Origin of the sequence: Saprospira grandis DSM 2844 (assembly GCF_000275825.1) — a bacterium.
Lineage (GTDB): Bacteria > Bacteroidota > Bacteroidia > Chitinophagales > Saprospiraceae > Saprospira > Saprospira grandis_A.
The window spans coordinates 758,150-782,682 of sequence record NZ_JH719942.1 but is presented as its reverse complement, the minus strand read 5'-3'; the positions used below and the strand labels follow the sequence as shown (position 1 = coordinate 782,682).

Below are 24,533 nucleotides of genomic sequence, written 5' to 3'. Positions count from 1 at the left end.
CCTATGATTGACTATCAAGCGCTGCTGACCAACCTCTTTAATATGATTATGGAGTATGCGCCTCGGCTAATGCTCGCCCTTGCCTTGCTCTATTTTGGCCTCAAAATTATTGGCCAAGGAATGAAGCTGATTAACAATCTGCTGAAAAAGAATGATTTTGATAAAGACCTCCGCCCCTTTATTATTAGCCTAGTTTCGGTGGCCCTCAAAATTCTGTTGGCCATTTCGGTTGTGGATATTGTGGGGGTAGAAACCACCTCTTTTGTGGCGGTTTTAGCCTCCATTGGTTTTGCCGTAGGTTTGGCCCTACAAGGCAGCTTAAGCAATATTTCTAGCGGTATCCTCATCCTGATTTTTAAACCCTTCCGCACCGGCGATATGGTCCGTGCTGGCGATTATATGGGCCGAGTAAAGGAAATTCAGATTTTTAATACCATCCTAGAAACTTTGGACCATCGCCGTATCGTCATCCCCAATAAATTACTAACCGATGAGGCCCTAGAAAATATTTCAGCAGCCGGAATTATCCGGGTTTCTGCCCCCGTGGGCATTAGCTATTCGGCAGATATTGACCAAGCCCGCCGAGTGGCCCGAGAAGTAATTGCTGGCTGCCCCTTTGCCGTTTCCGATAAAGCCTATCAACATCAAGTAAATGTTTTGGCCCTAGGGGCCTCTTCTGTAGATTTAGAGGTTTGGGTTTGGGCCAAAGCCGATGACTATTGGGAAACCCTATTCTATATGGAGGAATACCTCAAAAAAGCCTTTGATAAGGCCGGAATCGAGATTCCATTTGCTCAGATGGATGTAAATTTTAAGCCTAGTTCAGAATATCGCTTAGCGGTAGATGCGGTGGTGCAGCAAAAAGGCGGACAGCAAGAACATGAATAGTTTATACGAAAGACTGCAGCTATATGGCCAAGATCTGCTCCATAGTATTCACCCTATTGATTTAGTGATCAATTTATTGTTGGTGACCCTACTGAGCTGGCTGCTGGCGGCCATTTATGTCCGCTATGGCCGAGCTTTGGCCAACCGCAAACGCTTTGCCGCCAATTTTATGCCCTTGGCCCTAACCACTATGCTCGTCATGCTCATTGTCAAATCTTCTTTGACGCTTTCCTTGGGTTTGGTGGGCGCACTCTCTATTGTGCGCTTTCGAGCAGCAATTAAGGAGCCCGAAGAGCTGAGTTATTTGTTTATTGTGATTGGCTTGGGCCTAGCGGCTGGGGCCAATCAGCCCTTTTTGGCCCTCATTTTATTTGGCTTTCTGAGCCTGGCCATTTTGGCCAATTACTGGATGCGGCCCGCCGCCTACTACCAAAAAGAGGGCGCACTGTATCTGGAGCTCCGCACCGATTTGGAAGAGCCCCTTTTGATAGAGCAAAGTTTAAAAAAAATATTGGGACCAAAATTGCAGCTCCGCAGAATGGATGCCCTAGGAGAGGGGATGGGCCTAGAGCTCTCTTTTTCTTTGCCTGCTTGCGAAACGGCCCAACTGCAAGCGGCCCAAAAAGCGCTGCAAGCGCTTTCGGCGAATACGAGCTTTTTGGTGGTGGCCCAAACAGATTTGCCACTTTAGTATTGGCTTAGGGCCGGCCACAACAAGGCTGCAAGCCGCAGTTCGACGACCAAAGGGAGTAACCGATGTGCAGGGGTGGCCGAAGGCCAGACCGAAGCGCTTAGCGCTGAAGGGCCGATCGACCCGACCAACGGGAGCCGACGCAGCGAAGCAAGTAATAGCCAGCCCCGAAACGACAACAAGAACTTTAGTTCGTCTTCGACGACCGAAGGGAGTAACCGCCGCAGCTTTGCTGCGGAGGCCCCCAAAAAATATAAAAGTACCTGAATGTCTTTAAAAGAGCAAACGACTTGGCGATACGAGCGCAAGTATGTAGTTTTAGGGTATCGGCCAGCAGAAATAGAGGTTTTGCTGCGGCAACTGCCTTTTGCTTGGCGGAGACATCATGCCCCTCGTTGGTTGCATAATATTTATTTTGATAGCATAAATTGGCATTGTTATCGGGCCAATTTGGCGGGCAGCAGTCAGCGTTACAAGTATCGTTTGCGTTTTTATGGGCCTTGGCAAAATGCTTGGCAGCCGGCTCGTTTGGAGCTAAAGCAAAAAACGGGAGAATTGGGTCGAAAGCATATTTGGCAGCTGCCTAACTTGGATGTTAACTCGCCAAAAATGCAATTAGCCGCCCTACTCGAACATAGTTTGCAAAAGGGCTATACTTGGGCCCCCAAGGTCTATAATTGCTACTATCGGCAGTATTATTCGGCTTTGGGTGGGCGCTTGCGCCTGACCTTAGACAGCCAACAAGCTGCGGCAGCGATTTGGCCTAGTTCCTATTGGCAGCCCAAGGGGAGGCAGCCCCTAAAAGGGTTAATTCTAGAACTTAAATATGGGCCAGAAGAGGCCACCTTAGCCGAAGAGTTGGCCCAGCAAATTCCCTTTAGACTAAGCAAAAACTCAAAATATATACAGGCTGTGCAGCAATGCTACCGCTTTTAAAAATAAGTTATGGCAAAGAAAAAAAAGAGAATCCCCAAAGAAGACCGTTTGATTGAACTGGAGGTGCAAAAGGCTGCCCAGGCCTATTTGGAGCATTATTACAAGACCCAAAAACGGCCCAAAGAGCTTTACTCTAATCTGGAAGAACGGACCAAGCACAAGTACGGCATGAAGCGAGCCGATGGGCTTTTGGCCTACCCTATGAGTAAAACCAAAGCCTATGTGGTGTCTATGGAGGCCAAATCGCATAAAACACTAAAGGCCTTAAAGCCGTATCGAATAGATAAGCTTTGGGTAAAAGATAGCCTTTGGCATGGTTTGCTATTTACCATTTTGTCTGGGGTCATGTTTTTTGTTTGGCGAATGACCGAAGAGTCTTTCTGGATTCGCTTTATGATCCCTTTGGGTGTATTTTTAGGAGCTTCTGCACTTTATGCCTACATTTTTAGAAATAGCCACAAATATCAAGAAATGAAGGTTATTCATCAGGTATTTCAATACCCCGCCAACGAACAATGGTTGTCTTTATCCAATGACTCCTTTGAAATGATTGACTTTAGATTGCAAGATAATCTGATTAAGATTTGCAAGGCTAGGGGAGTAGGCATTCTGATGGTTGACCCCAAAAAGAATGTGGCTATGGTGCACGCTCCAAAAATACGCCCCAAGCGCTGGTTTGGCGATTATTTACATTTTTATCATGCCGAAGAGGCGATCAGAAAGCAATTAGGATTGAAAATTCCTACTAAAAAGTAGTAGATAGTGACAAGATAGGGGGCTGGAAATAGATTTACCTTAAAAAATAGAATAGAAAAGTGTACCTTATATAATAAGCGTCCTCAGACCACTAAAAGTAACCTCATTTACTTAATTTAGAACTACTTGCATTATAAATATAATTCTACTTATACGATATATTTTTCAGATCTAAAAGTGTAACTTTGCGGCAATATCTGCTCTAACTTTCTACAAACAAGTATATGCATTATTTTATATATTCATTTTGCAGCATTCTTCTTTGTGCCAACTTTTCTGTCCTTCAGGCACAAAGAGAAGTAAAGGAACAATGGCCCAACGGTCAGCTTAAGTCCAAAGGGCAGCTCAATGCCAACAATAAAAAGCTGGGTCGTTGGGAGTATTATTATGAAAATGGAAATAAAGAGGCCGAAGGCAGCTATAATGGCCGTGGAATTTCTAAAACTATTGAGGTCTGCAAAAAATCAAAGCGCAGCGCCTTAGAAGAAGACTATAACGCAAGAGAAGGCCAATGGACCTTTTTCTATGGCTCTGGAGATAAGAAAGCAAGTGTGAGCTATCAGGGCGGCTGCCCTAGCGGAAGTATGCAGCGATGGCACAAAAATGGAAAAAAAGCCGAAGAAGTAGAGTATATCGATTGCCGACCTATTGGCGCAAGAACGCTCTGGGATAAAGAAGGCCGCAAGTATTTTGAAACCCAATTGCTGGGCGAAGGCAAAACCATGGATGTAGAATGGTACGCCAATGGCCAAATGAAATCTCAAATTCCTTATCGTAATGGCGACCAATACGGCCGCGTCAAACGCTGGTATGCCAATGGCCAAAAAGAAGAGGATGTCATGATGAAGGAAACCCGAGTACACGGTAGCTACCGCTCTTGGTTCCCCAATGGCTCTCCGCAACGACAGTTCTTCTCGATCAATAATGTAATGAGTGGAGAGTATAAGGAATGGAGCGAGTCCGGACAGTTGGTCCGAGAAATCGTAGAAATGCAAGACGAAAAAGCGATCTTGGTCAAAAGCTACTGGAGTAATGGCCAACTCAAATATCAAGGGAAATCTAATATGCCCGCCTCCCTCAGTATCCACCGCTGGTCGCAAACTCGTCATGGCAGCTGGATCTACTGGGATAAACAAGGCAATGTCATGAAAACAGAATACTACGATAATGGCCGCCTAAGAACTACCGAAATGCCCTAATTCCCTATGCAAGAAGATTTTAGCAGTATCCAAAAATGGCGCTTGCTCCTTGGCAAAGCAGCCGAAAATCCAGAAGATAAAACCGAGCTCTCCGCAGAGGCCAGCGCTATGGACCAATGCCTAGGGGCACTCTATAACCAAAATGACGGACAGGCTGGCCTCGGCGATTCTTCGCCCCAACTGAATCGCTGGCTGGGCGATATCCGAACGTATTTTCCCGCCCCCCTAGTCCAAATTATGCAAAAAGATGCCTTCGACCGCCTCGGCCTAGAAGAAATGCTGCTAGAACCCGAATTGCTGGAGTCTCTAGAACCCAATGTGGAGCTACTCAGCACTTTGCTTTCTCTCAATAAGGTGATTCCCGAAAAAACAAGAGAAACCGCCCGCCTGCTGGTCCAAAAAGTAGTTGAAGAACTCAAAAGAAAACTCGAAAATCCCCTGCGCCAAGCCGTAAAAGGCGCCCTGAACCGCTCGGTCCGCAATCGTAGACCCCGACATAACGAAATCGATTGGCTACGAACAATCCGCCTCAACCTTAAGCATTATCAACAAAGCTACAAAACAGTAGTGCCCGAACGCCTTATTGGCTCTGGCAAAAAAGGCCAATCCCTTAAAGAAATTATTCTTTGTGTAGACCAAAGTGGCTCTATGGGCAGCTCGCTGGTCTATAGCTCCATTTTTGGCGCTGTGCTCGCCTCTTTGCCCGCTCTGCGCTCCCAAATGATTGTCTTTGATACCGAGGTGGTCGACCTTAGCGCCTATATGCAAGAACCCGTAGACCTCCTTTTTGGTACCCAATTGGGCGGCGGAACCGATATCAATAAGGCCCTAGCTTATGCCCAAAAGTCTATCCGATCTCCCCAAAATACAACCATAGTCCTCATTAGCGACCTCTATGAAGGTGGCGATAGCCAAGCCCTGCTCCAAAGGCTGGCCCAACTCAAAAAAACAGGCGTGCAGCTCATCTCGCTACTCGCCCTAAATGACCAAGGTGCCCCCATCTACGATCGAGATATGGCCCAAAAATTTGCCCAATTGGGTAGCCCAGCTTTTGCTTGCACTCCCCAACAGTTTCCTCGCCTGATTGCCGCAGCCCTAGAGAAAAAAGATATTCACCATTGGCTCAATCAAGAAGGAATTAGCCCCAAATAAGACTAATTATCCCGCTCCTCAAAGTTCTCCTTTTTACGCTTATTGATCTTCAATGACCAAAAATAGGCAATCAAAATCAATATGCAGAGGGTGGTCCCCCCATAAATCACAAATACAATCTGCATCTTTTATCCTAATTTTACAGCCGTTCCATAGGCCAATACCTCAGAAGCCCCCTGAGAAATAGTTGAACTCGTAAAACGTACATTCACTACCGCATCCGCCCCCAAATTCTCCGCATCCTGAATCATCCGCTGCAAGGCCTGCTCTCTGGCATCCGCCTGTAGCTTAGTGTACTCTTCTATCTCGCCTCCAACAATGTTCTTGAGGCCAGCAAAAAAATCACGACCCAGATTCCGAGCCCTAACCGTACTGCCCCGAACCAAACCCAAAACTTCTTGGATCTCTCGGCCAGCTAGCCCTTCTGTATTCGATATAATCATAGTGGAGGAGTTAAATTTCTTCCCAAATTACAGCTTTCTATTTAGACTTTCTCTTTTTAAACCCATTTTTTAGTAGGGGCTGCCCCTCGCTACGCTCAGGTCGGGCTATCTCAGGGCTCGCTGTTCGCTCGGCCCTTCACAAAAATGCGAAGCATTTTTGCTCGGTCTGGCCCTGCGGGCCACCCTTGCCTATCCCTCAGCCGTTCTGGGCTTCGCCCAGTATAAAGGAACCCCAAAGGCTAGAATTAGCCCGCCAGCCGCCAACTAAATCTGCCTTCGGTCCCCAAATTAAATGCCTACAGTCAATAAAATGCAACAGTGTTGCATTTTATTGACTGCCTTTACTTATATTTGCATCATTGTTGCATATTTATAAAGAAAAAAAATGGCAGAACAGCAGTTGGGCGTAACGATTCTTAGTGGTTTCTTGGGCGCAGGAAAAACCACTTTGCTCAAGCATATTCTAGAAAATCAAGAGGGCCTAAAGGTGGCGCTCATCGTTAATGATATGGCCGAGCTCAATATTGATGCTCGCCTTATTAAGCAGGGCCAAGCCCTTAGGCAAACAGAAGAAAAAATGATTGAGCTGAGCAATGGCTGCATTTGCTGCACCCTCCGCGAAGATCTAATTATAGAAGCTACAGCCCTAGCCAAAACTGGAGATTTTGATTATCTCCTGATTGAAAGTACGGGCATTAGCGAGCCCGTTCCTCTGGCCCAAACCTTTAGCCTAGAAGGCATTGAGGGCAATGAAGAGCTGCGCTCCCTTTGTCGCCTAGATTGTATGGTGACCGTGGTAGACGCTAGCCGCTTTCTTCAAGATTTTTCTAGCGCCGACAATATCGTCGATCGCCAACTTACCGATGACCTTAGCGATACTCGTCCTATCGTTAATCTACTCACCGAACAAATCGAGTTTGCCAATCTGATTCTACTCAATAAAACAGATTTGGTCACTGAAGAGGAAAAGGAGCAGTTGATCCACCTCTTGCGCAAGTTTAATGCTGGGGCCAAAATTATGGCTACGCAAGAGTCTAAGGTGGACCTCAAGGAGCTGATCAATACCCATAGCTTTGACTATGAAGAGGCCGCCCAATCTGCTGCCTGGATCCAAGAGCTGCAAGGAGAACACCATCCAGAATCTGAAGAGTACGGCATTGGCTCTTTCGTTTTTAGAGATCCTCGGCCCTTTCATCCCGAACGCTTCTGGAACTGGCTCAGCCAAGAGTTTCCCAAAGATATTCTGCGCTCTAAAGGAATGTTTTGGATTGCTAGCCGGCCCAAACTGGCCCTCAATTGGTCGCAAGCAGGGGGTAGCTTAAGAGCCGATTTGGCTGGCTACTGGTGGGGTAGTTTTACGCAAGAAGAACTAGACGAACATCCCGTTTTTCAGGCCCATAAAGAAACACTGATGGCCCGCTGGAACGCTCCCTTTGATGACCGCCTCAATGAATTGGTCTTTATTGGCCTAGACCTAGATGTTCCTACTTATCGCAAGGAGCTGATCGCTTGCCTTTGTACCGAAGAAGAGATCCAAGCTTGGAAAGATGGCGAGTTTTACGCCACTGACCCTTTCCCAAGATTTTCATAGATAGTTTTTTGGTTTTTTGATTGTGCGCTTCTGCCCAAAAGAGGGGAGGGGCGCTTTTTTATGGCCCAATATAGGCAGCTTGCCTGCCTTGGCCGAAGGCCAAATGGCCCAGCGCTGCGCAGCGGTGGCCGAAGGCCAGACCCAGTTTTTTTGAGCGCAGCGAAAAAAAACGCAGGGCCGAGCAGACCTGCGAGCCGCGAAGCCTAGCGGCGGCCGCCCGCCCTTTTGGGGCGGCCGCGGGCCCCAAAAAAAATCCCTTCACTAGAAAAGTAAAGGGATCTGTTTTATTTTTTAGGAACAAATTTTAGCGAAATGCGCTCCCGCTTTAAGGCCTTTTTGCGCTTGGCATAATGCCAGTAGAAGGAGGCCGAAAAGGCCGCTACGAAAAGGCTAAACCCAAGGGTCATCGCCAGCAATGCCGAGCTAGATAAATTGGCCTGTGCCCCAAAATAGAGGCCCGCCAACAATAGGCCCGCCAAGGGAAAAAGCCCGAGCATCGCCCAACGCAGCTGATGCCGGCCCTGCTGGTATTTTTCGATCGCCGTCTCTACGCCAGAGAAAAAGGGATTATGCGATTGTAGCCGCAAGCCCTCTTGGCAAAGGGCCAAGCTCCGCTCATAATCAGCTGGCTTATGCTCGGCCAAATAACGCAATTTATAGGCATCGGTTAGCAATAAATGACAAGCCAAATGATAGGGCTCAATGGCCTTGGCCGTCTCCAATTGCGCTATGGCTTTATCGTAGTTTTTTGCCTGATAATAGTTGCTGCCCAACTTAAAACGCTGCTCAAATTCTTGCTCCAAGGCCTTTTTCTCCTCTGCGGTCAAATTGAGCTCGCTCAGGGCAATGCGAAAGTCCTGCTCGCCAAAATGAGTTGGGCGAGCTTGTATTTGGAGTAGCTTCTCCAGGTATTTTTGCAGGACCTTCTCTTCCATCTGTATTATCCTTTAAACCAACGAATAAAGTCCATACCGTTGGCAAATAATAATAGGCTAATGAGCAAAATAAAGCCCACTACCTGAGCCTTTTCCATTACTTGTTGTGGCACCGGGCGGCGCATGATGATTTCTATCAACAAAAAGACGGCATGTCCACCATCCAAAGCGGGAATAGGCAAAAGATTCATAAAGCCCAAAATGAGCGAAAGTACGGCGGTCATGTACCAGAAGCGCTCCCATTGCCATTCTGTTGGAAATAATTTGGCGATAGAGATAAAGCCACCCAAGCTTTCTGTGGCTTTCACATGACCACTGCCCGTAACCATTTGGCCCATAGCCTTAATGTTCGAGTAGAGGAAGTTCCAACCTTTTTGTACCCCTAGGGGGAAGGCCGTCAAAGGCCCATGCTTAATGGTTTCAAATTCCATATAACGATCAGGACCAAAAGGAGCAACCCCCACTTTTCCATCTTCATTAGGCGTTACTTTGAGCACAAGAGGCTTGTCTTTGCCCGAGCGAATAACCGTAATGCTCAATTCCTGATCTTTCTGCCGCTGTACTTCCCGAACAAATTCATCAAAAAAGTGCACCTCCATCCCATTACAGGCAATGATAGAGTCTCCTTTTTCCATGCCTGCGGTCTTTGCTGTAGACTCCTTACTAAAGTCTCCTGCCACCATAGGTACCCGGATTTCCATAAAGCCCGCCTTGTTTGAGGCCAGTTTGCCAGCGGTGCTATCGGGAATATTCAGCTCAATTCTAGCGCCTTCCCGCTCTACCTCCAAGCTCTTGGCCATATTGATGACAATCTCTTGCAAGACCACCCCAGAGGTAAAATAGTCGAGCTCTTTATTGCCCACCTTAAGAATCTTATCGCCAGTTTTTAAGCCCATTTCTTGGCCCAATTCCATCACGGCAACCCCATAGCGAACATTGTCTGCAGGCAGCTTTTTCTCGCCATAAACCCAAAGCAACATCCCAAAAATGAAGAACCCTAGAATGAAATTGACGGTAACTCCGCCCAGCATCACAACCAAACGCTGCCAAGCTGGCTTAGAACGAAATTCCCACTCTTGTGGTGGCTGATTGAGCTGCTCGGTGTCCATGCTCTCGTCAATCATGCCCGCAATTTTTACATAGCCCCCCAAAGGCAGCCATCCCACACCCCATTCTGTTTCGCCTCGCTGCGTCTTGAAAAGCGCAAACCAAGGATCAAAAAAGAGATAGAACTTTTCTACACGCATGCCAAACCAACGAGCTGGCAAAAAATGGCCAAACTCATGCAAGGTGACCAAAATGGATAAACTAAGGATAAATTGTATTGCGACAATCAGATATTCCATATATGAAATGATAAAAGGTGGTGGAGCCAAAAGCTCCCTATTATAAGGTATGCGCCAAGGAATAAAAATTATTCATTGGGCTTTGTTTCAAGTCAATTTAACTTCGCAAACTTACTAAAAGTTTGTCAGATTAGCCCTTGGCCCTGTTAAAAACTTCCAAAGGTGGAGGCTTTACCCCTTTTTTGCCTCCTCTTATCTACCCTGAATAGGGCCTAACTATTTGTTTATGAAGGGATATGCGGCTAATTTGGGGCCTCCGCCTCGCTGCGCTCGTCGGCGGTTACTCCCTTTGGTCGTCGAACTGCGGCTTGCAGCCTTGTTGTGGCCTGCGGGCGCTTTGCGCCCTGCAAAATGCAAAGAACAGCAGCCTTTGGACCAAAAAAAGAGCCGCCTATAAAAAATAGGCGGCTGTAGGTTTTAGCCCTTAAGGCAAAATATTGATCGCTAAGGGGGCGGCCCATTGCCGCTCTTCCTGCGTATAATAACGGAAGACTGAAGAGGCCGAGCTCTCATAGCTCCCAGGAATATCTGCCTTGAGCGCCAACTGAAAACTGCGCTCTTCTTGGGCCTGTAGTTGGTCCAAATGCAAAACCACAAAGTCCTCAAATAACTCAAAATGCTCAAAATATCCCTGCTCTTGCAAGGCCTTCAGTTGCTTGAGCTGAGGCGACAAACCTGCGGGGATGCCAATCATGGCCATCACTACGGGTTGGTTTTGCTGCCCTTCTGCCTTCATCTGGACCTCTAGGCTGGCCTGCTGTCCCATCCGAATCTCTTTTTGCAAAAGCTGCGTTTTTAAACGCAGTACAGAAGCTGCCGAGTTTTGAGGTAGGCTAGTATTATAGGCCAGTTCTAACTCAAAGGGAAGGGCCTGCTTGCAACCCTCATAGCGCAATTCTATGTTTTGCTTGCCTGCGCTGAGGTGGGGCGTCAAATCGGGCAGAAGGATTTCCTTTTGGCCCGCTACAAACTCCTGACTAAAGAGCTTCTTTCCATCTTTATACACCAATATACGGCCCGATTCTGCGGCTCGCTTATTTAGTTCGGTATAGGCCAAGATGGCTTTAAGGGCCAAAACAGTACCCTGCGTAGAGCCATAACCATAGTAGTTTTTGCAGTTGGGCAAAAAGTCAATGGCCTTAGTCACCTGAGCCGTCAAGCCATCATAGCGCATAAGGGCTATAGCCGTTAGGGCTGTAGTTTCGGCCAAAAGAGCCTGCCCTGTAGAGTTAACGACCGAACATTTAGCGCCCTTATAAGCCCCATCCTTTTGTTGGGCTGCCCGCAAAAAGGGCAGCAGGCTCTTGCCTCGCTTGTCTTTGGCCGCCCAAAGGGCATTGGCCACCAAAGCGGTTAGATAAGGATCTTCAGACTTTACCGCCTGCTTATAGCTGGCCGTAAGCTCTTTTTCGATTTCTTGGCCCAAACCCGCTTCTGCCAAAGCCCAAACAATATAGGCATCGGTAATTTCAGAAGTAGCCCAAGAGTGTAGATGGTTGGGGTTTTTCTTCCAGCCCCCTTGGCCATCTCGTCTAGATAATAGCCATTTTTGCGTGCGCGCTATCAAAGCGGGATCCACATCAAATACAGCTTGCATATCAATGAATTGCATTAAGCCATAGGCCGTTAGGGCCTCATGCCCAGGGTCCCTTCCCCACCAATCAAAACCTCCAGAGGGCGATTCATAGCCCGTCAAACGGCCATAGCCTACTTCTAGGTATTGTTTGGCTTGCGCTTCTAGGGCGGGGCGACTCTGATTGCTGCTTCTTAGGTAGTTGAGGGCCAAAAGGTTGGGGTAGTTGCTACTAGAGGTTTGCTCAAAGCAACCAGAAGGCATCCGCATCATACTCGCAATGCCATCCATGACTTGGTCCAAACTATTGGGGTAAACCTTAAACTTTGCCCGAATGCTTCCCGCTACGGGTTTTTCTAAGTGGAGCTGCATGCGGTTCTTTAGGGCCTGTCCCGCATAAACCGAACGGACCGGAAAACCCTTGTCTAAGATCTCTAGATCTTGCTCCATGGCATCATTAAAAGCCTCGCCTTTTAGGGCCAAGCCCAACTTGCCAGATTGGGCCTCTTGCCCAATTTTGATGGCCACAAATTTAGTGATGGCCTTTGTAGGGGCTAGCTCGATCATTGGCCCTAAGTCAGTAAGTAGGCTGATGCCCTCAGGAAGATCTAGGCTAAGCTGTACTTTTTGGACCTGACTGCTGCGGTTGGCTATACTTACCGGAATTTCTAAACGATCTTGCTTGAGGACCTGAGCAGGGAGCTTGGCCGATAAACTCAATGGAGTTTGTACAAAGAAGCGACTGCCTTGGCGACCTACACCGCCTGTCTGTCCACAACCCTCTACCATAACTTTAAATTGAGTAATGGCATCGCTACAATAAAAACTTAGCTTGGCTCGCCCGTTCTTTAGCTGGATTAGGGGCTCCCAGTATAAGGTCTTTCTAAAGTCGGTCCGCTTGTCAGGCATGGCCTGCTCTGCTGTATAAGCAGGAGCATAGAAGGTTCTGGCCCGATCAATTTGCATAACAACCTGACGAAGGACTTCTTTGTTTCTTTCCATCTCTCGTCTAGGTATAGGCTTGGGCATGGGCTTGTCCATAACGAGGTCTTTTTCTACTAGCTCGATTACTTCCGCCTGCGCTTTTTCATCTTCTTCAACATCAGGCTCTTCCATTTCAGCCTCATTCGGAACCATTGCGGGAGCAGGGGGCGGAGGCGGAGGGGGCGGAGGAGGAGGGCCTTCACCACCCATAATTCCATTTAGATCTCCTTCTAGCTCCAAGACAGCATCATCAAACTGAGGAGCTTCTAGTTGTTTGACCTGAGCGCTCTTGCTTCTTCGAGCTAGCTGTAGTTGAGCAATGGCTCTTTCTTTTTTGCGCTCTACCAGGGCCTTTTTGCTAAACTGAAAGTTGGCCCTACGGTTTTCTCCCTTTCCTTGAAGCTGAACTCGCTTTGTGGGCAGCGAGATATCCCCCTGAACAAGGCGGGCTTCGCTTACTCTCTCCGAAATACTAATTTGGTATTCTCCTTTCTTATTGATCTTGGCCTCGCCTAGGTATCGACCACGGCCATAGAACTGCAGTTTCCCTTTTTTGAAGTGGCGACTTGGTTTTTCTTCCTGTTGTACCTTGCCAGAAAGCAAAATTTGGCGGTAATAGATGTTTGCTCCCTGTTGACCATAAATAGAAAAGTGAATTTGCTGGTCTAAAAAGCCCTTATTAGTGAGCTGAGCTACTACTTTTCCCTTATAGTTGGGCCAGAAGATGTTGTATTCTCCTGCTTCATTGGTCCTAAAGCTTTTGCCGCCTAGCTGAAGCTCAATATTGGGGATGCCTTGCCCTTGGGCATCTATAATTTTACCCAAAAAGCGAGCTTTTTCTGCCTGATAGGCATAGTTGGGGGCTTGCTTCAACTGTTCCCAGTCAAAGTTGCGCCAACCTTGGGTGAGCAGTAGTTGGTCCAAAGCAGTAGGGCGATGAATATGGGGTTTTTCTCTTTCTAGGTCATCCGCCTCATCAAAGTAAAAGTTGGGCGAAGCAATCTTGCCTTTGAGCTGGCTACTTAATAGCAGGCTGGCCAAAATATGCGGCTCTTCATCATCGGCAAAGCTGAGCAAGCTTTCATCGACTACCGATAAAGCAAATTGGCCATTAACGGCCTTTCCCAAATGGTCTGTTACCCGAATGTCTAGTTCTACCTGCTCTCTAGGGAGATATTTCTCCTTAGGCGTCTGAATCTGAATTTGCAAGCGCTTTTCGGCATTGGCAAAGACTAAACGCTCGGCTATGGGCTGCATTTCTGCATCAAATAGAGTGAGTTGTACTAGGCCCATAGGTAAGTCGGCTATGGGAATTTGCAAAGGGCTAGCTCCTAGGGCCAATTTTAGGTCCTTACTATAATAAGGTTGTTGCTGTTGGTGGAGGACCAAAAAAGCAGGCTGCTCTTTTGTACTCAAGATATCAAGGTCTAAAAACTGGCTGTTCTGACTGCGCAAACGCAGGCCCATGCTTTTGTTGCCTTGCACAACAGGCAGGGCAAAACTATCCTTGTTTACTTTGGGACTCCGTACTTTGGCATAATAGCGCTCTCCAGCTTTGGGCTGAAACAACAAGCTGCCCATGCCCGCATGATAGCTGCTAAAGTCTTGTAGGTATTGGCCTTCGGCAGTAAAGATTTGTCCAGAAACCTTGACGGCCTGCCCCTTTTCATCTACGGCCTTAAAAGCCAAGGTCTGCCGAAAGTCAGGCAATAGATCACCCCCTTCTGCAAAGAATTGTAGATCTACATTGCCCATTTGTAGGGGAATGGGCCGAGCAATAGCTTCTTGCTGCCCCTCAAAAGGAAAAAAGATGTTGATAAGGGCCTGCTGCGTAGACTCTTCTTTTGGGAGTTGAGTCTGTACCAAAGCTTGGCCCATTCCATTAGTTTTTCCTTGGCCTTCTTTTACTTTTCGACCATTTACAAGCAACTGGTAGCTAAATGCCTGATTGGCCAAAGGCTGCTTGTTGAGCTGCTGCAACTGAAGCTCGGCATTGACCTGCTGCCCTAGGGCATAGGATTTCTCCTGAAAGCGAAGCCGCATGTTTAAACGAGGAAGTACAGGCTTTTGGACCTGAATCTCTCGCTCATAAAATTGCTGACTGTTCTTTTGCCATTGAGTGTAGGCCTTTAGCTTGTAGTAACCTCCAGAAAGACTAACGGGCAACTGAAAATCGCCAGCAGTTTGCCCATTTTCTAAGGTATAGCGCTTTTTATCTAAAACCTGCCCTTTGCCATTGAGCAATTCTACATACACAACCTCTGAAATTGTAGAAGGAGAGAGGTCAGAAGGATGACGCAAATAGACCGAAAACCAAAGGTCTTCGCCTGGCTGATAAATGGGCCGATCGCATTGTAAATAAACTAATTCTTGGCCCCTCTGCTCTTGCTGCTCCTCCATTTTGGTTTGTAACTGCCTGAGCTTGGGATGATTGGAAAAAGGCGAGCCCCCAGAAAGGGCATAGCCTATGCCTAAGCTGAAAAGCAATAGGCTAGATAAGGCTAAAAGCCTGGAATGACGGAATAAATACATAGGGAAATTTAAGTTAAGTGAGTGAAAGTTCGCTAGCCAAGGATAGGAAAAAAATCTATGACTATTTACAGCCAAACTAGATTATCCTCAACTATTCAAAAAGATGCAGCCCTAGCAGAATCTGGTGCCCAGAATCATTAAATCCTCCCGAATCCAATCAAAAAATGACAGGATAATGCAAAAAAGTACTATTTTAATTGCCAGAAAAATCCCTAGCCCCCCCAAAAAAAACACTTCACACACCTTTTAATGGATAATTTTATGGAACTCAAAGGGATAAGTTTACACTACCACCCCAAAGAACACTTTATTGAGGGGAAATTTACAGGAGTAGCCCTTACTGATACAGGAGCACAGGCTATGCAAGCTATTATTGCAACCATTGAAAAACATGATTGCCCCTATGTCTTTTTTGATGTTAGCGAGACATTGTCTATGCTGACAACCGCAGAGAATTTTGAGTTCGCTACTAGCCTGATGGAAATGGGCTTTTTAGATGATCGTTATCGATGGAGTATTTACTATAAAGCAGACCCTCATATTTATGAGATGCTACACAATGTGATCAAAATGCAAAGCATCGCACATCTCTATATTGATAATAATAAGGAGTCGGCTATGAAATGGTTGATGGATCAAAAAAACACCTAAGTCAATTATTTTTTTCTACTTTTGTGGCAAGTTATTTTTAAACCTGCCCGTATGAATTTTCTACTCAATTATATCCCCTGGTCTCCAGATCCCGTTTTGCTCCGCTTTGGTAGCTTTGAACTCCGCTATTATTCGCTCTTTTTTGCCTTTGGGTTTATCCTCGGCTATATGATCATCCTCCGATTGGTCAAAAAAGAAGGCGAAAAGCCCGAGCTGCTGGACCAGTTCCTTATGTATGTAGTCATCGGGACCATCTTGGGCGCGCGCCTGGGCCATTGTATTTTCTATGATTGGGAGTACTTCTCTCAACATCCTCTAGAAATTCTTCTGCCCGTACAGTTTGAGCCCGAATTTCAATTTACTGGATTTAGAGGCCTAGCTAGCCATGGCGGCGCCTTTGGCATTACAGCTGCTTTGTTGCTCTTGGCCCGCAGACAAAAGAAATCTATCTTTTGGTACCTCGATAAACTGGCCGTGGTGGTGCCTTTGGCCGGTATGTTTATCCGTTTGGGTAACCTCATGAACTCCGAAATTGTTGGAGAGCCTACTGATTTATCTTGGGCTTTTCAGTTTAGACTCATGAGCCCCCGAGATGGAGACCCCATGGAGCCCCGACACCCTTCTCAGCTCTATGAGGCCATTAGCTATCTGGCCATTTTTGGCTTTATGTTTTGGTACTATGCAAAACGATATGGTAAGGTCCAACAAGGCCAAGTATTTGGGGTCTTCTTTGCCCTCCTTTTCTTTGATCGCTTCTTATTGGAGTATACCAAAATCAATGAGGGAATTAGCGAAGAGGCACTATTAAATATGGGACAAATGCTTTCTATTCCTTTTATTATTATTGGGATCTATTTGGCTTGGTCCAAAAATAAACCGCCTACTCCCAAGACCTACTAATCTATATAAAGACTCCTTTTTGGAGTCTTTTTTTTTGGGGCCTCCGCTGCGGCTTTGCCTTGCGGCGCTACGCTTCAGGGCTCGCAAGTCTGCTCGGCCCTGCGGCCTGACGGCCTTGGTCTGCGGCTCCGCCGCCCCCTTTCGCATCGCTAGGCCGTTCTGGCCTGCGGCCAGTTAGGGCCAAGGGCCCTAGTTGGACCAAAACGACATCTTGGCTGCAATAGCAAAAGACCATTCGCTGGAAAAGAAATGGTCTTTTTGGGTTGCAATGGAGCATTTGCTGAAGAAGAAATGGTCTTTTTGGGTTGCAATGGAGCATTTGCTGGAGAAGAAATGGTCTTTTTGGGTTGCAATGGAGCATTCGCTGGAGAAGAAATGGTCTTTTTGAGTTGCAATGGAGCATTTGCTGGAGAAGAAATGGTCTTTTTGGGTTGCAATGGAGCATTCGCTGAAGAAGAAATGGTCTTTTTGGGTTGCAATGGAGCATTCGCTGAAGAAGAAATGGTCTTTTTGGGTTGCAATGGAGCATTCGCTAGAAAAAAAATGCGTTGAGAGGACTCTTTAGGAGGTTTGGCCCAAGGCCGAAGCTATAAAAAGGGAAGAAAGTCCTGCTTGGCTGGGCAAGGCCCTACTGGCCGCAGGCCAGAACGGCTGAGGGATGGGCAGCAGGGCCGCCAAAGGCGGCAGACCAAGGCGCTTTGGCGCCGCAGGGCCGAGCGAATAGCGAGCTGCGAGACAGCCCGACCCCGAGCGAAGCGAGGGGGCAGCCCCAAAATAGCAGAAGAAAAGAAAAAAGGGAAGAAAAGAAGAGCGACAGAGAGAGGCGAAAAAAAATTATCAAATTCGGCAGACTTGATTATTTTAGAGCAAAATAAAATAGCTCCTTATGTTGCAGCCCAAAGAAACCTCCTCCAGTGATCAATTATTTTTAGCGGCCTTGGCCCAGCTCAATGTTTTGCCCTTAGATGAGCGGCAATTAGATTTGTGGTTATTGAATGCCTTGGGGGCTGAACTGCCCGTGCGTTTGATGGCTAAATTGCTCAAGCAAAAGGAGTTTGAGTTTGGTTTGGACCTACGGCAGCACAAGCAGTTAGAAAGTACGGAAAAGGCGAGGCTTGCGGCCATGCAAGAGCGCTTTAGTAGTTTGGCCAACCAGCAGCAGAAACTGCAGTTAGGTTTTCCCTTATTGCTTTTAGAGGATGAGGGTTTGGGCCAATTGGTGCAGGCGCCTATTTTCATTTGGGAATTGCAGCTAGAGGCTGCGGAAGATGGGGATCCTCGGCATTGGATGTTGTCTTATAATTCGGATTCGGCCTTGCAGTATAATGAACTATTGCAAAACTACTTGATTAGTCGCTTTAAGTTAGATTGGGAAGAAATTTTGCCCCCTAAAGAGGAGCTCAAGGCGCAAACTTTATTAGATGCTTTAAATCAGTTGGCCGAAAAGTTAGGTTTGGATGCGCCGGGCTTGCCCAAGCTTTATCCTTGTCCACATCCGCAATTATCGGAAGAAGAGCGGCCCAAAAACGCCATCTATTGGGCGGGGATCTTGGGGCAATTGGAGCAGCATGAGGAGTTAGATAGTGATTTGCCTCTAGGGTTAAAGGGGAGTCCGAAGCCTCTTTGGCATAGTAAACTAGCTGCTCTAGCGGTTAGTGGGCCAGAGCGGACTTTATTGCAGGCCTTGTATGGGGGCCAAAACGTTCAGCAATTGCAGAGCAGTGTTGGTCTACCTCGTTTGCCTATTGCGGCCATAGCGCCCCTTTTGGCAGATGGTGGAAACGCCTTAGTGGTTTGTCCCTTAAATCGCATAGAAGCCTATCAGAACCAGTTTATGGAACAGGGGGTTTTGCCTGGGCCGGCTTGGGTTTGGAAAAACAAAGAGGAGGCTCGGGCGCAGTTATTTAGCCTATTGGCCAAGGAGCCCAAAAAGCAATCGGAGAAAGAGCAGGCCAGTTATCAGTTACAATTGCAGAAATATCTCTTGCAGTTGCAGAAATTGAATCAGGGTCAAGCTGCTTTGGGGCAGGAAGGTTTATTGGGGGAAGATTGGAGTCAGATGTTGGGTCGTTATTTGGGTTATCAGCAAGAAGAAGGCAAGCAATTTTTGTCGAGAATCTTGCAAAAAGAAGACTACATTTTTAGTCCCAAAGAATATGAGGAGCTCTTGCAGGCCATTAGGGAGCAGGAGCAGTTATTTGCCCCTGTGCGGAGCTTAGCCCACCCTTTGAGTCAGTTGAGAGATGAGCTTTTTTTAGAAAATACAGAGGAGGCGGCGGAGCAGCTTTTGCAAAAGGAATTGCCTTGGAAAACCGAGGAGTTCCGACAGCTACATTTAGATTACAGCAGCTTTTTGGATGCCTACTATGATGAGTTATTATTGCATCATCAGCAGCATGCGATGGCCTTGCGCAAGCAACTGGATCGTTTGCAGGAGATGATGGTCATTTATCAGAAGGTTTATGGCGATGAGTTTGGAGAAAACAGAGCGGGTTATAGCAATCGCTTGCGTTTGATGTCGGTATTTTCTAAGCGGCATCAGCAGCTTTTGGCGGCCAAGCAGCAAATTGCGGAGGAATACGAGCAATTGTTATCGCTTTATGATAGCAAGCGATACTTTGTTTTTGCGCTCAAGGAAATGCGTCAATTTAATAGCATCAATGCCCTTTATCAGCACATTCAGGAGTTTGAAAAGCGGGCGCAGCATTGGGGCCAGCGTTTGCCCAAGCAAATGCGGGAGAAGGTCAATGCTTTGGAGTTGAGCTCTATCTTGCCCTTGGACCGAAAGTCGCAATTGCAAGCTTTGGAAGAGCGCTTAATGGAGGCCTTAGAAGGTCTAAACGCCCTACCTTTCTTTAAAAAGCGCTTTAATTTAGGGGCTGATTCTCTGCCTGCTAGAGAGCAGTTTTTGCGAGATAGCTTTGCGCAGTTATTGGCCATAGAAGAGGAGTTGCCCAACTTCTTGGCCTATTATCGCTGGCGGAAACATTGGTTATTGTTGGGCAAGCGGGGGCGGCAGTTGCTCCAAGCGTTGATTGCTAGCCGTCCCAAATCTTGGGAAACGGCCTTTAAGAGCTGGTACTACTATAACTATTTGGCGGCTACCTATTCTTTGGCCTTACCTTCGGCAGGGACCGATTTGCAGGACCTTTTGGCGCAGGAGCGCAGTTTGCAGCCACATTTGAGAGAGGCGGCCCGCAAGAATGTAGCTTTGCGGCATGAAGAATTGCATCAGGATTGGAAGAAAAACAACAAATTGCCCTTATCGCAGGGGAGTAGAGCTTGGCAGGATGAACCCTTGGCGGCTTTGATTGAGCGTTTGGGTTGGGAGCGGATTCATCAATTGTCTCCGGTCATCATGGCTACGCCTGCCATGCTAGAAGAATTTTTGCCAGAGCGTTTGGCACATTTTGAATTGGTCCTATTAGAATCTGGGGAGCAAATGCCTGCAGAGCGGAGCCGCCGATTATTGCAATTGGGGGCGCAACAATGGAGCGTAGGAGAATTGCCTTTGAGTAGCTTTAGGGGGCAATCGGCAGCGGCCTATTCTATGCAGCCCAAGGCCTTGAGTTTGCCGGCCCCTAGTTTTGGTCAGGCCCTCAAAACCTATTTGAGTCGCTACATAGATGAAGAGCGTTTATTGGTCAATCAGAAAGTAGAGGGAGTTTGGGCCAACTTATTGGTGGCATCTAGTCGAGCGGGAGAAAAACCCTTAATCCTTTTATTGGATGGTTGGATGAAACAGCAAGCCCCAGGCGATTATCTATCGGCGGTAGAGGCCCAAAATCGTTTGGCCCAAGAGGGCTATTGGGTGTTGGAGTTGTATTCCTTCAACTTTTGGCAAAATAGAGCGGGGGAGTTGCGGAGCTTGGCTGCGGCTATATTGAATTGGGATAAGTAGGGGGAGTTCGTTTCGGTTCCTTACCTTTGAGTGTTATTATTATTGAGGAGTTAATTTCTGTTGCTTTATGTCGTCTAATTTTGAGTTTTTGAGGAAGGTTATGCCAGAGGCATATTATTGCTTTTATCGGGCAGAGCAGGCGCTTTTGACGCATCCTTTTGTGGGGATGATGTATATGCGTAAAGGGGGAGGACATGTGGATACAATTCTCTTCGCAGCATTAGAAAATTCTCAAAATAGAGAGCTGTGGTTAGATCCTGAAAAAAAATATGAAACTGCTTTTTTAAACTATGATAGTTTAAATGCTCTAGTCAAGAACAGTGCATATTGGACAGCTGGAGGAAATACATTCCTAGTTAATCAGTCGAACTGGGAAGGGAAGGTGAAATTGTTTTTATCGAACTTTTTAGAGTCCCTAAAGAAGGCTTTGGGGTATATAGAGTATGTTCAAGGTCAAAAACTACTTAAGGACAGACATTTAATAGAAGAAATAGAATTTGATGCCTCTATTAAGCGAGCTGTTAATGCAGATTTTCTAAGAGAAGATGAGGCCCTTTTCGAGTTTTTGACTTCGGCCTATCTCCTTTTTATGGAGAAGGAAAAGCTGGCCCAAGAAAAGCCCGCTTTTCTCAAAGCCTTTGAAGAGGAGAACCTTGCTTTTTTTGTCAAAGAAAGCAAGGCCTTTTCTGCAGTTTATCTGAATGAAAAAGTAGAGGCGGGGTCGCTAGCTTATTTTGAGTCTGTCTTATGGGATTTATATGCGTTTTTGGGACGAGTTGTTTTGCCTAGGGCGAAACTGAATAGGTTGTTTTTTAGTGATGTATATAGCTTGAAAAAAGTATCTCTTGATTTTGAGGAGGCTCCTTCCTGGATTTTTTTGACTGGAGAAAACGGCTATGGGAAAACCTTAGTATTACAAGCCATAGCGGCTGCTTTATATGGAGAAGATGAGGTGACTTATGAGTTTTTGAAAGAAGGAATAGGAGTCTCAGCTCATGGGATAAATAGAGGTTTTTTGTTTCTACGACTCCGTTATAGTTTTTTTAGTCGTGCAGTAACAGCAGTTAATGGTCATTACCACCCCCACCGCAACGTCATTGCCTATGGTTCTTCTCGTTTGGTTCCTCGTCAGGTAGTAAAGCAGGCCGGGGAGTACAATATGGTCCGTTCCTTATTTGAGTCAGATGCTCCTCTTCGGGATATAGAAGATGAGTACATCAATTGGTTTGCTCGCAAGGAGATTCATCCTCGATCTAAGGCACGTTATCAGCAGGTCAAAGCTTTATTTGAGGAGGTGGTGCCCGACTTAGAGCTAGAAATAGATGAGGAAAACTTTGATCGTTTGTACTATCGGTTCAAGGGGGACTGGGCCGAAACGACAGAGCGCTTGCCTTTCAATCGTCTCTCCGCAGGTTACAGAAACATCCTAGCTATTTTGGGAGATTTGGTCCTTAATTTATATGAGTTGCAGCCTACGGTTACGGATATCAAGGCTTTGGGCGGCATTGTATTGATTGATGAATTAGAGTTGCATTTGCATCCTAAGTGGCAGCATAAATTGCCTAAATTATTATCTGATGCTTTTCCGAATGTACAATTTATAGCCTCTACGCATAGTCCAATTCCCTTATTGGGGGCGCCTGAGGGGGCTGTTTTCCTCAAGGTAGATCGGGACCAAGAGCGGGGCATCTTTGTAGAGCGTCTAGAGGGGCTAGAGAAAGAGATCGAGGACCTTTTGCCGAATACGGTTTTGAGTTCGCCTCTTTTTGGCTTGAAAGATTTGCGGTCGATTAAGCATAAGGAGGAGGGCGATTTGCAAACAGAAAGTAATTATCAGGAAATAGAAGATAATAAAGCGCTAAATAAAAAGCTGTTTGACCTCTTGAATAAGAAGAAACAGCAAGATTTTAATCCCTCAGATAAAAAGGATTAGGATGAGGAGTATTAACAAAAACTTTAATCTTGCGCCTGAGGAATGGAAACGAAAGCTAAGGAATAAATTAGCCACTTTAATTAGGGAAGGGGCTAATCATAGGCCGACTAAAAGAATTTACAATCATGCTTTAAAAGCAGACTTAGCTGTTTATTATCATGACAAGTGTGGCTACTGTGAGCAAGCATTAGGAAATGTACAAAGAACTGAAAACTTTTACTCTATTGAGCATTATCGACCTAAAAGAGGGCCGCATTCCTATTGGTGGCTAGGGTATGAGTGGACTAATATTTTTCCTGCTTGTCAGACCTGCAATAACTCAAAGGATCGAGACTTTCCGCTTTTAGATGAAGCTTTGCGTCGGACAGGGCCCCAGTCTCCTTTAACTCAGAACATAGAAGATTATCTGAACGACCAAAGCCGAAAAGCTGATCATGATTATCTATTAGAAGAGCAAGCGCTTCTTTTACATCCTGAGGTAGATTCGGTAGAAGATTATTTAGCCGTAAACTTTAATGGTATGCTGGTTCCTCGTCCAAAACTTACTGATGTAAAGACGAAGCGGGCAGAAGTTACAATTAACTGTTTAAGTCTGAATCGGTCATCTTTACAAGAAAAGCGAAAAAAGATTATAGATGACTTCCAATTGCAGTTGAAAAATGAGTTGGTTAAATCTGGTTTTGCAGAGCCTACTAAAGCCGTTTTAGAGGGCTCGTTTTTCCCAATTTACCAATCGCTCATAGAGGGACTAAGAGAAATACAGGTATTCCATTTGGTCTATGAATGCATTATAACGGAAATAGAAGCGATGCTATTTCAAGGGATCATTAATGACTTAATAAAAGATTACCTGCCATTAGATGAGGAGATGAAACAAATGCTTTTATTTTTTCTAAATAGGAGTTGGGAGCTTTATATAGAAGAGCTAAATAAAGCACTAATCCCCTAAAGCAAAAACCACGGCCTCCCAAATACGGTCTTCTTCTGTATAGGGAATGCTTTGATTAAACTGGCCTTGGCCGATAGCGGAAATGAGGGTAAAACTATGGGTTTTACCTTCATTTTTTTTGTCTTGTCGAAGGAGGGGGAAGAAGCTATTGGGAGGAATTTGGGCCAGGGGAAAGCTAGGGTAGAGGGGGCGGATAGCGGCCTCAATTTGGTCCAATTCCTTTTGGGGAAGTTGGAGATATTGGGCCGAGAGGTAGGCTTCGGCTAGGAGGCCGAGGGCCACGGCTTCTCCGTGCAGGAGGGGCTGCGGGCTGTTCCAGCTTAGGCTTTCGAGGGCGTGGCCAATAGAATGTCCAAAATTCAGTAGTTTTCGGAGGCCCTTTTCTTGAGGATCTTGGTCTACAATATGGTCCTTAATCTGGATAGACTGAGCAATAATTTGTTGCCAGCGGTCTATATCTTGCAGGGGGGGCATTTCTTGAAGTTGGGGCCAGCTTTGGGCATCGGCAATTAGGCTATGCTTAAGGATTTCGGCCCAGCCGCTGCGGACTTCTGCGGGGGGGAGGCTTTGGATAAATGGCGGATAAATCAGGACCATTTTAGGGAATTGGAAAAGGCCGATCCCATTTTTGAGTCCTTGAAAATCGACGCCTAATTTACCGCCTACAGAAGCGTCTACCTGGGCCAGCAGGCTAGTGGGGATTTGGACAAAATCGAAACCTCTTTTAAAGGTAGCGGCCACAAAACCGCCCATATCGCCAATCACGCCACCGCCCAAATTGATGAGCAGGCTATTTCGCTGGGCCCCTTTTTGGAGCAATTTGGTCCAGAGGCTTTGGCAAGTTTGCAGATTTTTGTGTTCTTCTCCGGGGGGGATTTGGAGCAACTGCGGGGAGTAAGGCGTCAGGGTGGGGGCCAAAATGGGCCAACAATCTCTTTGGGTATTTTCATCGAGGAGGACAAAAATCTGCCCATAATTTCCGTCTTCTATCTGCTCCTTGAGTGCTTGAAAATCGGCCTGAGCAAAACGGATAGGGTAGGGGCTATGTAAAGATTTAGGCATATGGTTTTGAGCCAATTTAGCTATTTTTAGAAAAGGATTTGGGGCTGCCCCTCCCTTTGGTCGGGTCGGGCTGTGTCGCAGCTCGCAGGTCTGCTCGGCCCTGCGCGGGCT

At 46.5% G+C, this 24,533-nt stretch carries 19 protein-coding genes; 13 read left to right on the top strand and 6 right to left on the bottom strand.

The window, feature by feature from the left end; all coding sequences use genetic code 11:
• Positions 1-3 precede the first annotated feature (3 nt).
• The 6 genes from SAPGRDRAFT_RS03685 to SAPGRDRAFT_RS03655 all read left to right on the top strand — a co-directional run bounded on the left by SAPGRDRAFT_RS03685 (position 4) and on the right by SAPGRDRAFT_RS03655 (position 5,622).
• Entirely contained in the window at positions 4-888 is an 885-nt protein-coding gene (locus SAPGRDRAFT_RS03685; RefSeq protein WP_002657285.1) for a mechanosensitive ion channel family protein, read from the top strand.
• Positions 881-1,579, top strand: coding sequence for a DUF4956 domain-containing protein (locus SAPGRDRAFT_RS03680; RefSeq protein WP_037349805.1), 699 nt, complete (start codon positions 881-883; stop codon positions 1,577-1,579). The genes SAPGRDRAFT_RS03685 and SAPGRDRAFT_RS03680 overlap by 8 nt, the downstream gene beginning before the upstream one ends.
• Positions 1,580-1,846: 267 nt before the next feature.
• On the top strand, positions 1,847-2,515 hold the full coding sequence (locus SAPGRDRAFT_RS03670) for a VTC domain-containing protein (protein WP_002657280.1): 669 nt from the start codon (positions 1,847-1,849) through the stop codon (positions 2,513-2,515).
• A gap of 9 nt (positions 2,516-2,524) precedes the next feature.
• Positions 2,525-3,271 (top strand): hypothetical protein, encoded by a 747-nt coding sequence (locus SAPGRDRAFT_RS03665; protein WP_002657279.1) that lies wholly within the window; start codon positions 2,525-2,527, stop codon positions 3,269-3,271.
• Positions 3,272-3,495: 224 nt separating this feature from the next.
• Entirely contained in the window at positions 3,496-4,470 is a 975-nt protein-coding gene (locus tag SAPGRDRAFT_RS03660; protein WP_002657277.1) for a toxin-antitoxin system YwqK family antitoxin, read from the top strand.
• A 6-nt stretch (positions 4,471-4,476) separates the two neighbouring features.
• On the top strand, positions 4,477-5,622 hold the full coding sequence (locus SAPGRDRAFT_RS03655) for a vWA domain-containing protein (protein ID WP_002657275.1): 1,146 nt from the start codon (positions 4,477-4,479) through the stop codon (positions 5,620-5,622).
• Between the two features lie 2 nt (positions 5,623-5,624).
• Here the strand turns inward: SAPGRDRAFT_RS03655 and SAPGRDRAFT_RS23745 are convergent, their stop codons facing one another.
• Both SAPGRDRAFT_RS23745 and SAPGRDRAFT_RS03650 read right to left on the bottom strand, forming a co-directional pair.
• A complete protein-coding gene (locus SAPGRDRAFT_RS23745) occupies positions 5,625-5,747 on the bottom strand; it encodes a hypothetical protein (protein ID WP_002657274.1) in 123 nt (40 codons plus the stop codon).
• A 3-nt stretch (positions 5,748-5,750) separates the two neighbouring features.
• Positions 5,751-6,065: a YbjQ family protein gene (locus SAPGRDRAFT_RS03650; protein WP_002657273.1), complete on the bottom strand. Its 315-nt coding sequence runs from the start codon at positions 6,063-6,065 to the stop codon at positions 5,751-5,753.
• 385 nt (positions 6,066-6,450) lie between these two features.
• On the opposite strand from SAPGRDRAFT_RS03650, the gene SAPGRDRAFT_RS03645 reads away from it, so the two are divergent.
• The gene (locus SAPGRDRAFT_RS03645; protein ID WP_002657272.1) at positions 6,451-7,656 is read left to right on the top strand and encodes a GTP-binding protein; all 1,206 of its coding nucleotides are present in this window, start codon (positions 6,451-6,453) and stop codon (positions 7,654-7,656) included.
• 284 nt (positions 7,657-7,940) lie between these two features.
• Here SAPGRDRAFT_RS03645 and SAPGRDRAFT_RS03635 read toward each other — a convergent pair whose 3' ends face one another.
• The 3 genes from SAPGRDRAFT_RS03635 to SAPGRDRAFT_RS03625 all read right to left on the bottom strand — a co-directional run bounded on the left by SAPGRDRAFT_RS03635 (position 7,941) and on the right by SAPGRDRAFT_RS03625 (position 14,894).
• On the bottom strand, positions 7,941-8,591 hold the full coding sequence (locus tag SAPGRDRAFT_RS03635) for a tetratricopeptide repeat protein (protein WP_002657271.1): 651 nt from the start codon (positions 8,589-8,591) through the stop codon (positions 7,941-7,943).
• A 5-nt stretch (positions 8,592-8,596) separates the two neighbouring features.
• Entirely contained in the window at positions 8,597-9,937 is a 1,341-nt protein-coding gene (rseP, locus tag SAPGRDRAFT_RS03630) for an RIP metalloprotease RseP (protein WP_002657268.1), read from the bottom strand.
• 424 nt (positions 9,938-10,361) lie between these two features.
• Positions 10,362-14,894: an MG2 domain-containing protein gene (locus tag SAPGRDRAFT_RS03625; protein WP_253271258.1), complete on the bottom strand. Its 4,533-nt coding sequence runs from the start codon at positions 14,892-14,894 to the stop codon at positions 10,362-10,364.
• Between the two features lie 381 nt (positions 14,895-15,275).
• Here SAPGRDRAFT_RS03625 and SAPGRDRAFT_RS03620 point away from each other — a divergent pair, with 381 nt between their 5' ends.
• The 6 genes from SAPGRDRAFT_RS03620 (at position 15,276) to SAPGRDRAFT_RS03590 (ending at position 23,360) form a co-directional block, all read left to right on the top strand.
• Positions 15,276-15,677: a hypothetical protein gene (locus SAPGRDRAFT_RS03620; RefSeq protein WP_002657265.1), complete on the top strand. Its 402-nt coding sequence runs from the start codon at positions 15,276-15,278 to the stop codon at positions 15,675-15,677.
• Between the two features lie 51 nt (positions 15,678-15,728).
• A complete protein-coding gene (gene lgt, locus SAPGRDRAFT_RS03615; RefSeq protein WP_002657263.1) occupies positions 15,729-16,577 on the top strand; it encodes a prolipoprotein diacylglyceryl transferase in 849 nt (282 codons plus the stop codon).
• Between the two features lie 249 nt (positions 16,578-16,826).
• On the top strand, positions 16,827-17,129 hold the full coding sequence (locus tag SAPGRDRAFT_RS03610) for a hypothetical protein (protein ID WP_002657261.1): 303 nt from the start codon (positions 16,827-16,829) through the stop codon (positions 17,127-17,129).
• Between the two features lie 334 nt (positions 17,130-17,463).
• Positions 17,464-20,478 (top strand): hypothetical protein, encoded by a 3,015-nt coding sequence (locus SAPGRDRAFT_RS03600; RefSeq protein ID WP_002657259.1) that lies wholly within the window; start codon positions 17,464-17,466, stop codon positions 20,476-20,478.
• A 67-nt stretch (positions 20,479-20,545) separates the two neighbouring features.
• The gene (locus tag SAPGRDRAFT_RS03595; protein ID WP_002657258.1) at positions 20,546-22,411 is read left to right on the top strand and encodes an AAA family ATPase; all 1,866 of its coding nucleotides are present in this window, start codon (positions 20,546-20,548) and stop codon (positions 22,409-22,411) included.
• A gap of 1 nt (position 22,412) precedes the next feature.
• A complete protein-coding gene (locus SAPGRDRAFT_RS03590) occupies positions 22,413-23,360 on the top strand; it encodes a hypothetical protein (RefSeq protein ID WP_002657256.1) in 948 nt (315 codons plus the stop codon).
• On the opposite strand, the gene aroB is transcribed toward SAPGRDRAFT_RS03590, so the two are convergent.
• On the bottom strand, positions 23,349-24,422 hold the full coding sequence (gene aroB, locus SAPGRDRAFT_RS03585; RefSeq protein ID WP_002657255.1) for a 3-dehydroquinate synthase: 1,074 nt from the start codon (positions 24,420-24,422) through the stop codon (positions 23,349-23,351). The genes SAPGRDRAFT_RS03590 and aroB overlap by 12 nt on opposite strands.
• Between the last annotated feature and the right edge of the window lie 111 nt (positions 24,423-24,533).